The organism is Hymenobacter glacialis, assembly GCF_001816165.1.
GTDB classification, from domain to species: Bacteria; Bacteroidota; Bacteroidia; order Cytophagales; family Hymenobacteraceae; genus Hymenobacter; species Hymenobacter glacialis.
This window is the reverse complement of the sequence record NZ_MDZC01000014.1, coordinates 90,208-102,611: the sequence shown is the minus strand read 5'-3', so window position 1 is coordinate 102,611 and position 12,404 is coordinate 90,208. Positions and strand designations below refer to the sequence as shown.

The following is a 12,404-nucleotide window of genomic DNA, read 5'->3' as shown; positions in this document are numbered from 1 at the left end:
TGTCCCTCCAATTGGGCAATTTATTGCTTGTCGGCTTCCGAGTCGTCGGATTTTGGGCTGTCGGTTTCAGGCTGGGGCGCTGCTTCGGAGGAGGCTTGCTTTTCCTGAAGAGCCTGCCGCACTTCAGCCCGCGACTTGGGCACCTGGCCTGAGCCGGCCGGCCAGCCTTCGCGCTGCAGCTGCCGGTTGCCGTCGGTAACTTCGGTCTGGTCGTGCCACAGAATCTGCTGCGTTGGGAAAGGCAGGTCGATGCCGTGGGCTACCAGCGTGTTCTTGATGGCTTCCAGCACCCGGTCGTGCGCGCCCATGATGTCGGCGCGGCGCGGTGGGTTTATCCACCACCGGGCCCGAATGTTGACGCTGCTGCCGGCCAAATCCACCACCAATGCCTCGGGGGCCGGGTCGGTCAGCACGCCTTCCACGCCGCGCATGGCTTCGAGGATGAGCTCACGGGCCTGCGCAATGTCGTCGCCGTAGCCAATGCCAATGTCGTACTCCAGGCGGCGCTTATCGTAGGCCGTGTTCACCGTCACGGCGTTAATGAACAGCTCGGCGTTGGGAATCACTACCCGCCGGCCGTCGTAGGTTTTGATGGTGGTGGCCCGCGTCTGAATCGTTTCCACGGTGCCCTCGAAATCCTTGTAGCGAATCTGGTCGTTGATTTTGAAGGGCTCGGTGAGCAGCAGCAGCACCCCGGCCAGAAAGTTCTGGAAGATGTCCTTAAAGGCAAAGCCAATGGCCACGCCGCCAATGCCCAGCGCGCTTATCAGGCTGGCGGGCGTGAAGCTGGGCACCATGATGGTAACCGTAACCAGCACCCCCAGAATCAACACCAGCACGAAGCTGAGCCGCCGGAGCAACGTCTTCAGGCCTTGATTATGGTTCTCCTTGCGGCTCATCACCCGCTCCACCAGCGACTGCACGCCGCGCGCCACAAAGTAGAATACCACAAACACCACAATGCCAAACAGCAGGTTTGGCAGCAGCAGCATAAAATCGCGGCCTATCTGGTTGATTTTCTGCCAGGCAATCGAAAAATCCATAAAATCCTACTGTGGTGTCTGGAAAGGGGATATTGAATTAGACCCAAGTCCCATTATTAAGCATTCGGCGGCCGCCAATGAGGCCTCAATAAGTAAGAAAGGCAACAAATAGCCGCCCGCGTCGCGAGCACTGGCGCTGGGCAGGTACGCGTTTCAATTACTGAGTAGCCGCAGTCTGGCGCTTCAGCCCCGTCAGGTTTTCGCGGGCGCCATCCAGCTGCTGCTGCATGGCCTGGAGCTTTTGTTTCTCGGCCTCAATGGTGGCCTGCTGCTGCTCCAGCTGCACTTGCAGCTGCTGCACTTTGCTGGCTTGTGCCGCCACGCCCGGATTAGATGAGTTGAGGTCGGCAGCCAGGTCGGTGGTGTTGTCTGACTGGCAGGCGGTGGCAGAAAGACACAAGAGCACTGCGGCCGTTTTCAGGAAGAAAGTCATGGCAATATGAAGGGTAAAGAGAGGGTTGGGCAAGCCTGCGCAGGTAGCCCACATTTGGGGTGGTCCCGTGGCCAGGCCCCGGAGCTACCCCTTCATTTATGCAGAGCTACTGCGCTTTGGCCTGCGTTTTCACGCCTTTCAGGTTCTGCTCGGCTCCTTTGAGCTGTTGCTCCAACCCGTTGAGCTTTTGCTTTTCGGCGTCAGATATCTCCTTTTGGGCTTTCACCTGCGCTCGCAGCTCCTGAATTTTCTGGGCCTGCTGGGCCACGGCTGGGTTGTTGGAATTAGTGTCGGAGGAGATGGAGCTCCCCATTGAGCAACCCCCAAGAAGTGTAGCGGCAAACAGGAAAGTGATGGGTAAAATGGACTTTTTCATCAGAGTACGAAATGAAGGGTGTGAAGATATTTATTTTTAAATATAGACGAAATTTATACAATGCTATACGATTTATGTAGCCGTACTGTTCTGATTGATAGTGTTTGAAGGAGCGGTAAAATTTTTGCAGCATATCAATAATAGACAATCCAAACGCACTTAGAGTCAGTTTTATATAGCGCAAACGGTGTGGCTAGCGCCCCCAACCGCCAGTGTCGGAACCGGCACCACCTAACCCGTGCAACAACTTTATTACCAGACACTAAACCGTTTGATTTTCAGAATAAATGGTTGAAAACTAATTTCTGCAACAGTTCAAAATTGAGGGGCGGCGACGTAGCCCGGGTCCTCCCGGCGGGCTAAAGACAAGGCGCTGCCCCCGCGGCGGTTTCAGGCGAGGGTGGGCAGCACCAGCACGGGCACCGGGCTGTGCAGGAGCACTTCGGCCGTTACGCTGTGGTGAAACAGCTGCCCCCAGAAGCTACGGGGGCGCGCCAGCACCACCACCAAATCGGCGCCTCCGGCCTGGGCAGCGTGCAATATTCCTTCGGCCGGACTCGCCGCCACCACGCGCCGGAAGCGCATGGGGGCGGGCAAGTCGAGGCCCAGCCCGGTGCGCTGCACCGACGCCATTACCTCGTCCTCCGACACGTCGTCGGCGGCATCTGGCGTCACGTGCAATACCGTCAGCTCCACGCCCAGCGTGCGCGAGATGTGGCGCATGGCCCCGGCGTGCGGCCCTACGGTGAACTCCTCCCCGTCGACGGCCAGCAGCACGCGCCGGGGCAGCACCGTGCTGGTGAGCGTGTGCGGCACAATGAGCATGGGATAGGGCGCCGTGCGCAGGAGGTCGAGCGCGGTGGTGCGCACCAGCTCGTCGGGGGTAGCCGAATAGTCGGGCCGGCCCATCACCACCACCAGCGGGTGGTGCCGGCTCACGGCATCGGCCACGGCGAAGGCCACGCGGCCGTGCCCTACTTCGACAACTACCGGCACGGCCAGGCCAGTGGCTACCTGGCTCAGTGCCATCGCCGTAGCTTCCTTGCTCAGGTCAGACAGCTCGCCGGTGAACAGCTCGGAGTCGAGGATGGAATCGCGGCGCACGTGCAGCAGCACCAGTCGGGCCCCGAGCGGGCCGGCCAGGTTGGTGGCGTAATCAAGCGCCTGGTTGGCAGCCCGAAAAAAGTCGGTAAGAATCAGCAGAGCAGGGGTCATGGGGCACAGCTTAAAGTGTGGAGCAGCATCAAGGGCAAATAACCACATGGCCCGTGACAAACGACATGCGCAATGTCAGGCTCCGGCATGACTTTCATCAAGTGGCTGGCTACCTGAGCGGCGTAACCTTGCATTTCCGCTTTTCTGCCTATTTCCAGAAGGACACCCCTGCCGGTGCCAGCCTTTGCGCGGGGCCAGCATGACCAGCCAGACCTCCTTCTTCATAGATGCAACACGCCATGACCATCACCGTTTTCAGCTCCTACCCCTTCGAGCGCCCCTATCTGACCACGGTCGCGCAGGACCAGTACGCCTTCAACTTCCTGGACGCGGCCCTCACCCAGGAGAGTGCCGCCCAGGCCGCCGGCAGCACCGCCGTGGCCATTTTCGTAAACGACGATGCTTCCGCGCCGGTGCTAGAAACACTCTGGGCGCTGGGCGTGCGCTACCTGCTGGTGCGCGCCGCCGGCACGACAACGTGGACCTGCCCGTTGCCCACCGGCTGGGCCTGCGCGTGGCCAACGTGCCGCACTACTCCCCTTTCGCCATTGCCGAACACGCCCTGGCCCTCATGCTGGCCCTGAACCGCCGCCTGCTCCAGGCCAGTGCCCAAATGCGCCGCGCCGACTTCCGGCTCGATAACCTCGTGGGCTTTGACCTGCACGGCAAGACGGTGGGCATCATTGGCTGCGGCACCATTGGCGGCACGCTGGCGGGCCTGCTGCACGGTTTCGGCTGCCGCCTGCTGGGCTACGATATCCAACCCGATGCGGAGCTGACCCACCGTTACGGATTAACGTACGTGTCGCTGGACGAGCTGTGCGCGCAGGCCGACGTCATCTCGCTGCATGCCCCGCTCACGCCCGCCACCCGGCACATTCTAAATGCGGCGCAACTGGCCCGCACCAAGCGCGGCGCCATGCTCATCAACACCGGCCGGGGGGCGCTCCTGGACACGGAAGCTGCCCTGGCGGCACTCGAATCGGGCCAGTTGGGCTATCTGGGGCTCGATGTGTACGAGCACGAAAAAGGCCTGTTTTTCAACGACCATTCTCAGCAGCCCCTGCAGGATGCGCTGCTGGTGTGCCTGCTGGCCCACCCCAACGCCCTGGTAACCGGCCACCAGGGTTTCCTGACCCATGATGCCCTGACCAGCATCGCCACCACTTCCCTCGAGAACCTGAGCTGCTGGCTGGCCGGCCAGCCCACGCCCAACGAGCTGGCTCCACCCACGCAAATGGCAGTGCCAGCCTGAATGCACCCTACATTGAGCTTGTACCTAAGCAAGAAATGCCCCGCAGATTACTCTGCGGGGCATTTCTTGCTTAGGTACGGCTCTCCAGGCGGGCGTCGTGCTTTTGCCTATCGTAGCGGCACGTGCTTAGCGAGTTGCTCCTTTGGCCAGCTGGTTGAGCGCGGTCAGAAACTCGGGGGTGTCGTATTCGGCCATGCCCTCGTGGCGGGCGGCTACCTGGCCATCGGGGCCGAGGATGACAGTAGAAGGAATGGAGTTGGAATCGAACGGCGCGGGCAAGTCGCCGGTACGCATGTACACGGGGAAGGTGAAGCCATTGCCCTGAACATATTTGCGGGCCTTGGCCGCGTCATCGTCCAGCGACAGCATCACGAAGGCCACTTTGGAGTGGTCCACCTTCTTGTAGAGGGCTTCGATGCCGGGCATTTCGGCGCGGCAGGGCGGGCACCAGCTGGCCCACAGGTTCACGAACACCACCTTGCCTTTCAGGTCGCTCAGGTTCACGGCCTTGCCGTCGAGGGTGGTCATGGGCAGGTTGTGGGGGTAGGCGCTGTTGTTGGCGAGTACGACCGGCATTTCGTTGGCAGGCGCCATGGGCACATCGGCTTTCATGAGGCCGGTGGCCAGCAGGCCGCGCTGGAGGCCACCGAGTACGATGGGCCGCAGGGGCGATAACATGACGAGGGCAAACAGGGCAAGCGGGAGCCAGGAGGTGAGAGTCTTGCGATTCATAGTTGGAAGATTTAGCAGGGTGACAAAGTTAATATGAACAAATTTTCATTTGTTCACTAATGGGAGGCTTCGCGGTTTTGCATGCAACTACTATAAGGAGCCGATGCAGGGCAAGAGAACAGCCCGCAGCCCGAAGAAGTAGCGACAGAAACACGGTCCTGAAATGCACGCACGGGTGCCGGTCGGCCGGTTAATAGCAGATTTTCGGGGAATTCTCAGGAAAATGCGGGGCTGATTTCGGGACAAAACCCAAGGAGCAGACGGTCTGGCTAAAGTAGCGCCTGAACTGGCCGGGCATACAAAACCCTGCTCCTCCTCGCTTTTCCTAAGAAAAACGGACAGGCGGAGCCTTATTGGGGTGGTTGGCAAAACCCTGTGCAGGGCCGGCATCGGGGCCGCGGGCAGGATTAACAGCGGGCTGGTCGGCCGGGAACAGCAGGCCGAAATACAGCGCTGCATATTCCGTGGCCACGCCGGCCCCGAGAGGGAGCGGATGATGCTTGGCCGCCAGCGCTTTTGTGGTCACAGGGTCGGCCTGCACTGTTTGCAGCTTCTTTTTGCAGAGGCCGGAGCCAGACTGTTCCTGCTGCGTGTCTGGAGTATTTGCTACGCTGGCGGCCGGCCCGGGCAGGGGCTGGCAATGCAGGAAAACACCCGCATACAGCAGCAACAGCAAATGGGACAGGAAACGCGGCATAGAGCAGTTTGAACGAACCATTTCAGTGCCTGCGCTCAGGCAAGCAGGGCTAGTCGCAGAGCGACTTAACCACAGCAACCTCCCGCCCCCTGCTCCTGGATGGGCGGGCATGGCACCGAACCGTAAGAACAAAACACGCAGCAGTCGCCGGCCAGGGGCTTGAGGACCGTATGGCAGGCCGGACATTCGTAGAAATACTGGCAGGCATCGGTAGGCATCTGCTCGGTCTGAGCATTGCCGCAAGTGGGGCAGGTAAGTGTCGAAGTAAGCTGCGGGGACGAGGGCGTGGCAATGGCCATATGCTTGACAGTTTAAAAGTTAAAGCTACTTTACTATTTTTTAGCAGCCTGAATAGTAACCCGCGCCAGCACCGGCGGGGCTATTGTGCCGCGGCGGCGCAGGCCGGCCTCTACTACGTCCGTCACGCCCTTGTCCAGCTTCTCAATCTGCTGGCCCTGGGCAAAGGTGGTGTAGCGGTGAATGCCGCTGAGCATGCCGTTGTGCGTCACCACGCGGTAGGCGCGGGTGGGCGCCAGGGGCTGGCCGTTTACCTGCACACCGCGCACGCGCTGCCCAGTTGGGCGGCCGAGGTCGGCGGTCCAGGCCAGGCCGCTGCTTTGGATGAGGCCCCCTACCCGCTTGAGGTCGTCGCCGGGGTTGAGGTTGGTGGCGCTTTGCTCCAGCAGGGCCAGCAGCTGTGCGCCGGTCAGCGTCATCGTCACTAGTTTGGAGGGGTGCGGCAGCAGGGTGTACAGGGCTTCGCGGGTGATGGGGCCGGCTTCGAGCGACACGCCGTAGCCCACGCCGGGCAGAAAGGCGACTTCGGCATTCGTGGCTTCACGCAGCAGCTCGCCGGCCAGCTGGTCGAAGGGACTGGGCGACTTGTACTGTCGCCCGATGCGGCCGGTGGCAGTGGCCAGCACTTCTTCCAGCTGCGCCCGGTACGGGGCGCGCAGCGAATCGACGAGGGCGGCCACGGCCGGGTCGGCGGGGTACTGGTCGGTCCAGAGCGTGGGCGCGATGCCCTCCACCTTGGTCAGGCGGCCGTTTTGCACTTGCACGGTGAGCTGGCCGAGCACGGCGGCATCGGACAGCGCCTGCACCACCCACACGCCCGCCACCTGGCGGGGCGGCGTAATGAGGTCGTGCGAGTGGGCGCCCACAATCAGGTCGATGCCCGGCACCTGGCGGGCCAGCAGCTCGTCCACCTTCGTGCCCTGGTGCGAGAGCACCACCACCACATCGGCGCGGGCGCGCAGGCCCGGCAGGTAGCGGCGGGCGGCCTCCAGACCATTGCCAAAGGTGAGTTCGGCGGTGTTTTTGGGGTTGCCGGTGAGGCCCGTGTTATGGTAGGTGAGCGACAACAGGCCCACGCGCATCCCGCCCACGGTAAACACCTGGGTGGGGTCACCGAGGAAGGGCTCGCCGGTGGCCTTGTCGGTTACGTTGGCCCCGCGCATGGGGAAGCGGGCCAGCTGCTGCAGCTCGCGGGTGCGGGCGCTGCCGTAGTCGAAGTCGTGGTTGCCCAAGGCCATAAACTGGTAGCCCAGCGCGTTCATCAGCCGGATGTTGGCGGCACCTTTGGTCTGGTTGGCTACAAAGTCGTCGCCGAAGGTGTCGCCGCCGTCGAGCAGCAGCACGTTGGCCGGCCCGCGCTGCTGCCGCACCTGCGCCACGGCGGTGGCCAGGTGGGCAAAGCCGCCCACGGTGCCCGCGTGCTCAAAGGAGCTGGGCGGCCGGCCCGCGTCGCCGGTCTGCGAGGTGGCGTTGCCAGGTGCCACGGCAAAGGGCCGGTGCCGGCCGTGGATGTCGTTGGTGTGCAGGATGGTGAAGGTGCCGTTGACAGCAGCTTGCGCGGTGGGGGCGGCTTTTTCGTGCTGTTGCGGATTCGGATTGCAGGCTGACAGCAGCAGGGATGCGCCCAGCGCGAAAGTGGCTGAGAAGCCTGGCCGGCCGTTTTTTGAAGGAAAGGAAGCGGTTTTCATGCGGGTTGGGAAGTATAGGGCAGGGAGGTGTTTGGCGATTCAGGGGCTTCTCCGTCTGTCATCCTGAGCTTGCGAAGACCTTCTCACGTCCGCATCCCTTGTATTATTCAGAAGGCGCAATCGTGATAAGGTCCTTCGCAAGCTCAGGATGACACGCGTTGAAGTTGACAAGCGGCACAGAAATAATAGAACCCCCGTGAACTTATGGGGGCTTACGGCTGTATGTATGATAAGTTGTTCATATATTTGCTCCCGTCATGATACCTGCTACCTCCATCCTTGCTGTTGATATGGGCCTCTCCATCGAGAAAATGGAGAAAGTGGCCTTCATTCTTAAAGTTACGGCCCACCCCACCCGCATTGCCATTGTGCAGCTGCTGGCGGCGCAGGAGAGCCTGTCGGTAACGGACATCAGCGAGAAGCTGAATGTGGAGCAGAGCCTGCTGTCGCACCACCTTTCGGGCATGAAGCTGAAGGGCATTCTGAGCAGCACCCGCGAGGGCAAGAACATTTACTACTCTTTGAAGATGCGGGAAGTTGTTGATGTGATTCAGTGCCTGGCTGGCTGCACCTTCCTGTAGGGAGCCAGCCTTTTTTTTGTCATTACACATGAACAACCTTTCATAAATTCATACGTTACTTCCTCTGATTTCTTTGCGTCACCCCTTCTGATATGTTGCACTACTTCGGTTACTTCGCCGCCATTTTCATCGGCCTCTCGCTCGGCATCATGGGCGGCGGCGGCTCCATTCTCACTGTCCCCGTGCTGGTGTACCTGATGGGCGTGAGCCCGGTGCTAAGCACGGCCTATTCGCTGTTTGTGGTAGGCAGCACGTCGGTGCTGGGCGCGGTAGGTTACTTCCGCAAGGGGCTGGTGTCGTTGAAAACGGCCGTGGTATTTCTGATTCCCTCGCTGGCCTCGGTGTTTCTGGTGCGCAAGGTGCTCATGCCGGCCATCCCGCACGAGCTGTTCACGGTGGGCAGCATCGTGTTCACTAAAGACCTGCTGGTGCTGGTAGCCTTCGCCGTGCTGATGGTGGGCGCGGCCGTATCCATGATTCGCAGCAAGCAGGCCGAGGAAGTGCTCGACGAGGAACTGCACCGCAAGAACTCCTTCAACTACCCGCTCATTCTGGGCATTGGCCTGGTGGTGGGCGCGCTCACGGGCTTTGTGGGCGCGGGCGGCGGTTTTCTCATTATTCCGGCCCTGGTGCTGGGCGCGCGCCTGCCCATGAAGCTGGCCGTGGGCACTTCACTGGCCATTATCGCCCTGAACTCACTCATCGGATTTACTGGTGATTTGAGCGCGGGCACGCCCATAGCATGGTCGTTTATTCTGGGTTTTCTGGCCTTTGCGCTCGGCGGCATCGTGCTGGGCACCTACCTGGCCCGCTTCATTCCCGGCGCCAAGCTGAAACCCGCTTTCGGCTGGTTCACGCTGGCTATGGGCACGTTTATTCTCGTCAAAGAACTCCTGTTTCACCAATCCTAACCTGCTTTCTTTCCCACTCTTTATGCTCAAAGACATGAAAATCGAACAGTTCGAAGACAAAGGCCTCGCTCATTATTCCTACGCCGTGCTCAGCGAATGCGCCCGCGAAATTGTGCTGGTAGACCCCGCCCGCGACCCGCAGCAATACTACGATTTCGCCAAGCAGCACGACGCCAAAATCGTGTGCGTGCTTGAAACCCACCCCCACGCCGACTTCGTGAGCAGCCACCTGGAAATTGCGCAGAAAACCGGCGCCGTTATCCGCGTCAGCAAGCTGCTAGGAGCCGAATATGACCACGAGGCCTTCGACGAGGGCCAGTCGTTTACGGTAGGCAAGCTCACGTTCCGGGCCCTGAACACGCCCGGCCACTCGCCCGATTCGGTGAGCACCGTGCTCAGCCGCGAGGGCAAAGACGTGGCCGTGTTTACGGGCGACACGCTGCTCATCGGCGACGTGGGCCGCCCCGACCTGCGCGAAAAAGCCGGCAACATGACTGCCAAGCGCGAGGAGCTGGCCAAGCAGATGTACCACAGCACCCGCGAAAAGCTCATGCCCCTGGCCGACGACGTGCTGGTGTACCCCGCCCACGGCGCGGGCTCGCTCTGCAGCAAGGCCACCAACTCGGCCAACAGCAGCACCATCGGGGCCGAAAAGGCCGGCAACTACGCCCTGCGCCCGCAGTCGGAGGAGGATTTCGTGAAGGAGCTGCTGGCCGACCAGCCGTTCATTCCCAAGTACTTCGGCTACGATGTGGACCTAAACAAGGCCGGTGCGCCCGACTTCGCCCCCAGCATCGCCAAAGTACCCCGCCTGGCCGCCGACGCCAAGCTGGAAGCCGGCTTGGTGGTGGTGGATACGCGCCCCGAAGGCGAGTTCAAGAAGGGCCACGCGGCCGGTGCCATCAACATTCAGCAGGGCGGCAAGTTCGAAACCTGGCTGGGCTCCATTGTAGGGCCGGAGGAGAAGTTCTACCTGCTGGCCACCGACGAGGCCACGCTGACGGACTTGATTCAGAAAACCGCCAAAATCGGCTACGAGCCGCTGATTAAGGGTGCCCTGGTGGGCACGCCGTCCACCAAGGAAACCATGCCCCAAATGGACGTGGAGGCCTTCCGCAAGCACCCCGAGAACTATACCATCGTGGACATCCGCAATGCCGCGGAGGTGAAGTCGGAGCCGCTGTTTGCCAACGCCATCAACCTGCCGCTGCCCGAGCTGCGCGAGCGGGTGGGCGAGATTCCGGCCGGCAAGCCCGTGGTGGTGCATTGCGCCGGTGGCTACCGTTCGGCAGCCGGCAGCAGCATTGTGGCCCCCGCCCTGCCCGATACCAAAGTGCTGGATTTGAGCGAGGCCGTGAAGTCTTTCCAGAAGGCTGAGGCTAGCCATTAATGAGTCGGTAAACGGTCATGCTGAGCGCAGCGGAGCGGAGTCGAAGCATCTCTACCGCTTCGTTGCAGTCAACAGGATTACTACTGCGGTAGAGATGCTTCGACTCCGCTCCGCTGCGCTCAGCATGACGGGCTATTTTCATCCATTTCATTCCTTGATTCCCCCCGCCATGTTTGGTTTCAATAAATCTGCTGACTCCGCTTTCCACAACCTCACCCCCGCCAAGTTTGCGGAGGGCCTGCGCCAGCCCGGCGCGGTGCTCGTGGATGTGCGCCGCCCCGAGGAGTTTGCCGCCGGCCACTTGCCCGGCGCCGTGAACATTGAAGTCACCGCGCCCGACTTTGGCCAGCGCGTGGCTGCCCTCGACCAGGACGCGCCCACTTACGTGTATTGCCGCAGCGGAGCCCGCTCGGCCAGCGCGGCCGGCATGCTCACGAAGAGCGGCTTTGCCAATGTCAGCAACCTGCTCGGCGGGGTGCTCGACTGGCCCGAGCCGCTGACGACCAAGTAGTCACTTCCTATTTATTCTCCTGAGTGTCCGATTCTAAGCTGGGTCGGACGCGCCCTCTTCACTTCTGAATACTATGCTTGAACTTATGCAACAGCCCTGGCCCTGGTACGTGGCCGGGCCTCTCATCGGCCTCACGGTGCCGGCCCTGCTGCTCATCGGCAACAAGGCGCTGGGCATCAGCTCCTCGCTGCGCCACGTGTGCGCGGCCTGCGTGCCGGCCGGCATCCCGTTCCTCACCTACAACTGGCGGGCTGAAATCTGGAACCTGGTATTTGTGCTGGGCGTGGCGCTGGGCGGCTTTATCGGTTACCAGCTGATGGGACACCCGGATACCATCGCCATATCGGCCGAAACCGTGCGCGACCTGAAGGCTGAAATGGGCCTGACTGATTTCTCGGGTCTGCTGCCCCGCGAGCTGTTCTCGCTCGACAATATGGCCAACTGGAAAGGCTGGGTTTTCCTGGTGCTGGGGGGCTTTCTCATTGGCTTTGGCACGCGCTACGCCGGAGGCTGCACTTCGGGCCACGCCATTTCGGGCCTCTCCAACCTGCAGTGGGTGTCACTGGTGGCCGTTATTGCCTTTTTCGTGGGCGGCCTGCTCATGACCTGGGTGATCTACCCAAAGCTGTTTTAATTGACTCCGATGACGCACGCCGCTGATTTCTGGGATGCCCGCTACGAGGCCGAGGCCTACGCCTACGGCACCGAGCCCAACGCCTACTTCCGCCGGCAGCTCGACGCGCTGCAACCTGGCCGCCTGCTGCTGCTGGCCGAGGGCGAAGGCCGCAACGCCGTGTACGCCGCCCGTCAGGGCTGGCAGGTAACGGCCGTGGATTTCAGCGACGAGGGCCGGGCCAAAACCCAGCGCCTGGCGGCCACCCAGGGCGTGCGCGTCGATTACCAGGTAGCCGACCTGACTGACCTGGCCTGGCAGCGACCCGGCTACTACGATGCCATCGGCCTGATTTACGCCCACCTGCCTCTCGACGACCGGCAGGCGGTGCACACGGCCGCGGCCGCCAGCCTGGCCCCCGGCGGACACCTGGTGCTGGAGGCCTTCACGCCCCGGCAGCTGGGCTTGGCCTCGGGTGGCCCGCGCGAAGCGGAGTTGCTCTACGAGCCGGCTCAGCTGGCCACCGACTTTGCCGGCCTCTCGCTGCTCGAAAATGAGGAGCGGCGGCTGGTGCTGCACGAAGGCAGCTTCCATGCCGGCCCGGCCAGCGTGGTGCGCCTGCTGGCCCAGCGCCCTGCCCCTTCCACGCTTTCGGTTTAACC

The 12,404-nt window shown here is 61.7% G+C and carries 16 protein-coding genes; 8 read left to right on the top strand and 8 right to left on the bottom strand.

Going from position 1 to position 12,404, the window contains the following annotated elements; all coding sequences use genetic code 11:
- Nucleotides 1-20: 20 nt before the first annotated feature.
- The 4 genes from BEN48_RS01080 to BEN48_RS01065 all read right to left on the bottom strand — a co-directional run bounded on the left by BEN48_RS01080 (nt 21) and on the right by BEN48_RS01065 (nt 3,067).
- Nucleotides 21-1,043, bottom strand: a complete 1,023-nt coding sequence (locus BEN48_RS01080) for a mechanosensitive ion channel family protein (protein WP_070732069.1) — start codon at nt 1,041-1,043, stop codon at nt 21-23.
- Between the two features lie 157 nt (nt 1,044-1,200).
- Nucleotides 1,201-1,476, bottom strand: coding sequence for a hypothetical protein (locus BEN48_RS01075; RefSeq protein WP_070732067.1), 276 nt, complete (start codon nt 1,474-1,476; stop codon nt 1,201-1,203).
- A gap of 106 nt (nt 1,477-1,582) precedes the next feature.
- Nucleotides 1,583-1,789 (bottom strand): hypothetical protein, encoded by a 207-nt coding sequence (locus BEN48_RS01070; RefSeq protein ID WP_070732065.1) that lies wholly within the window; start codon nt 1,787-1,789, stop codon nt 1,583-1,585.
- A gap of 453 nt (nt 1,790-2,242) precedes the next feature.
- Nucleotides 2,243-3,067 (bottom strand): universal stress protein, encoded by an 825-nt coding sequence (locus BEN48_RS01065; RefSeq protein ID WP_070732063.1) that lies wholly within the window; start codon nt 3,065-3,067, stop codon nt 2,243-2,245.
- 239 nt (nt 3,068-3,306) lie between these two features.
- Between BEN48_RS01065 and BEN48_RS19330 the strand changes: the two genes are divergently transcribed.
- Both BEN48_RS19330 and BEN48_RS01060 read left to right on the top strand, forming a co-directional pair.
- Nucleotides 3,307-3,651, top strand: coding sequence for a Rossmann-fold NAD(P)-binding domain-containing protein (locus BEN48_RS19330; RefSeq protein WP_206599802.1), 345 nt, complete (start codon nt 3,307-3,309; stop codon nt 3,649-3,651).
- Nucleotides 3,546-4,322, top strand: a complete 777-nt coding sequence (locus BEN48_RS01060; protein ID WP_206599801.1) for an NAD(P)-dependent oxidoreductase — start codon at nt 3,546-3,548, stop codon at nt 4,320-4,322. Before BEN48_RS19330 ends, BEN48_RS01060 begins: the two co-directional genes overlap by 106 nt.
- A gap of 126 nt (nt 4,323-4,448) precedes the next feature.
- Here BEN48_RS01060 and BEN48_RS01055 read toward each other — a convergent pair whose 3' ends face one another.
- The 4 genes from BEN48_RS01055 to BEN48_RS01045 form a co-directional block, all read right to left on the bottom strand.
- Nucleotides 4,449-5,054: a TlpA family protein disulfide reductase gene (locus tag BEN48_RS01055; protein ID WP_070732061.1), complete on the bottom strand. Its 606-nt coding sequence runs from the start codon at nt 5,052-5,054 to the stop codon at nt 4,449-4,451.
- A 325-nt stretch (nt 5,055-5,379) separates the two neighbouring features.
- Nucleotides 5,380-5,751 carry a hypothetical protein gene (locus tag BEN48_RS01050; RefSeq protein ID WP_125932412.1) on the bottom strand — a complete coding sequence of 124 codons (372 nt, stop codon included), beginning with the start codon at nt 5,749-5,751 and terminating at the stop codon, nt 5,380-5,382.
- A 65-nt stretch (nt 5,752-5,816) separates the two neighbouring features.
- Nucleotides 5,817-6,050: a GDCCVxC domain-containing (seleno)protein gene (locus tag BEN48_RS19500; RefSeq protein WP_083320637.1), complete on the bottom strand. Its 234-nt coding sequence runs from the start codon at nt 6,048-6,050 to the stop codon at nt 5,817-5,819.
- A 33-nt stretch (nt 6,051-6,083) separates the two neighbouring features.
- Nucleotides 6,084-7,736, bottom strand: coding sequence for a bifunctional metallophosphatase/5'-nucleotidase (locus BEN48_RS01045; RefSeq protein WP_083320636.1), 1,653 nt, complete (start codon nt 7,734-7,736; stop codon nt 6,084-6,086).
- 257 nt (nt 7,737-7,993) lie between these two features.
- On the opposite strand from BEN48_RS01045, the gene BEN48_RS01040 reads away from it, so the two are divergent.
- The 6 genes from BEN48_RS01040 (at nt 7,994) to BEN48_RS01015 (ending at nt 12,402) form a co-directional block, all read left to right on the top strand.
- Complete coding sequence (locus BEN48_RS01040) at nt 7,994-8,317, top strand: ArsR/SmtB family transcription factor (protein ID WP_070732058.1); 324 nt, start codon at nt 7,994-7,996, stop codon at nt 8,315-8,317.
- 92 nt (nt 8,318-8,409) lie between these two features.
- Complete coding sequence (locus BEN48_RS01035) at nt 8,410-9,228, top strand: sulfite exporter TauE/SafE family protein (RefSeq protein WP_070732056.1); 819 nt, start codon at nt 8,410-8,412, stop codon at nt 9,226-9,228.
- Nucleotides 9,229-9,262: 34 nt separating this feature from the next.
- Nucleotides 9,263-10,618, top strand: coding sequence for an MBL fold metallo-hydrolase (locus BEN48_RS01030; RefSeq protein ID WP_070732152.1), 1,356 nt, complete (start codon nt 9,263-9,265; stop codon nt 10,616-10,618).
- 154 nt (nt 10,619-10,772) lie between these two features.
- Nucleotides 10,773-11,129, top strand: coding sequence for a rhodanese-like domain-containing protein (locus BEN48_RS01025; protein ID WP_158010066.1), 357 nt, complete (start codon nt 10,773-10,775; stop codon nt 11,127-11,129).
- 64 nt (nt 11,130-11,193) lie between these two features.
- Nucleotides 11,194-11,763, top strand: a complete 570-nt coding sequence (locus tag BEN48_RS01020; RefSeq protein WP_094122908.1) for a YeeE/YedE family protein — start codon at nt 11,194-11,196, stop codon at nt 11,761-11,763.
- 9 nt (nt 11,764-11,772) lie between these two features.
- The gene (locus tag BEN48_RS01015) at nt 11,773-12,402 is read left to right on the top strand and encodes a class I SAM-dependent methyltransferase (protein WP_070732052.1); all 630 of its coding nucleotides are present in this window, start codon (nt 11,773-11,775) and stop codon (nt 12,400-12,402) included.
- Nucleotides 12,403-12,404 lie beyond the last annotated feature (2 nt).

Coding starts and splice junctions, on each gene's coding strand:
- BEN48_RS01045 (WP_083320636.1), bottom strand. CDS start 7,736: ATGAAAACCGCTTCCTTTCCTTCAAAAAACGGCCGGCCAGGCTTCTCA.
- BEN48_RS01065 (WP_070732063.1), bottom strand. CDS start 3,067: ATGACCCCTGCTCTGCTGATTCTTACCGACTTTTTTCGGGCTGCCAAC.
- BEN48_RS01015 (WP_070732052.1), top strand. CDS start 11,773: ATGACGCACGCCGCTGATTTCTGGGATGCCCGCTACGAGGCCGAGGCC.
- BEN48_RS19500 (WP_083320637.1), bottom strand. CDS start 6,050: ATGGCCATTGCCACGCCCTCGTCCCCGCAGCTTACTTCGACACTTACC.
- BEN48_RS01070 (WP_070732065.1), bottom strand. CDS start 1,789: ATGGGGAGCTCCATCTCCTCCGACACTAATTCCAACAACCCAGCCGTG.
- BEN48_RS01080 (WP_070732069.1), bottom strand. CDS start 1,043: ATGGATTTTTCGATTGCCTGGCAGAAAATCAACCAGATAGGCCGCGAT.
- BEN48_RS01050 (WP_125932412.1), bottom strand. CDS start 5,751: ATGCCGCGTTTCCTGTCCCATTTGCTGTTGCTGCTGTATGCGGGTGTT.
- BEN48_RS01030 (WP_070732152.1), top strand. CDS start 9,263: ATGAAAATCGAACAGTTCGAAGACAAAGGCCTCGCTCATTATTCCTAC.
- BEN48_RS19330 (WP_206599802.1), top strand. CDS start 3,307: ATGACCATCACCGTTTTCAGCTCCTACCCCTTCGAGCGCCCCTATCTG.
- BEN48_RS01040 (WP_070732058.1), top strand. CDS start 7,994: ATGATACCTGCTACCTCCATCCTTGCTGTTGATATGGGCCTCTCCATC.
- BEN48_RS01055 (WP_070732061.1), bottom strand. CDS start 5,054: ATGAATCGCAAGACTCTCACCTCCTGGCTCCCGCTTGCCCTGTTTGCC.
- BEN48_RS01035 (WP_070732056.1), top strand. CDS start 8,410: ATGTTGCACTACTTCGGTTACTTCGCCGCCATTTTCATCGGCCTCTCG.
- BEN48_RS01075 (WP_070732067.1), bottom strand. CDS start 1,476: ATGACTTTCTTCCTGAAAACGGCCGCAGTGCTCTTGTGTCTTTCTGCC.